Below are 421 nucleotides of genomic sequence, written 5' to 3'. Positions count from 1 at the left end.
CTCGCCTTCCTTCAGCGTGAAGTTGCCGTCGGCGGTGGTCTCGTTGAAACCGATGCCCAGCTTCTTCTTCAGGTAGTCGGCAGCACGTTCGCCGCCCGACAGCGCGCACGGCAAGTTCGTGCACACCGACAGCTTGAATCGGCCAACCGGCTTGGTGTCGTACATGTTGTAGAACGTCGCCACTTCCTCGACCCACACCGGCGGCATTTCGAGGTACTCGGCCACGAACTGCATGACTTCGGGCGAGACCCAGCCTTTCTCGCTCTGCGCGACCGCCAGCGCCGCCATCACGGCGGACTGCTTCTGGTCGGCGGGATATTTCGCGACCGCCCGATCGATTTCCTTGAGAGCTTCTGCTGATAGCATGTTCGTTGCGATTGGTGCGGGACGCGGGGCGTATTACCTGACTGCCTTACCCCGG

General features: G+C 61.8%; 1 protein-coding gene. It reads right to left on the bottom strand.

The features are described from left to right. Positions 1-366 (bottom strand): NADH-quinone oxidoreductase subunit NuoE (nuoE, locus tag D7V77_RS42750; protein ID WP_120581784.1); only part of this gene is annotated, 366 nt, incomplete at its 3' end. Positions 367-421: the final 55 nt, after the last annotated feature.

This window comes from Corallococcus sp. CA041A (genome assembly GCF_003612075.1).
Classification (GTDB): domain Bacteria; phylum Myxococcota; class Myxococcia; order Myxococcales; family Myxococcaceae; genus Corallococcus; species Corallococcus exiguus.
This window is presented reverse-complemented; position numbering and strand designations above follow the sequence as displayed.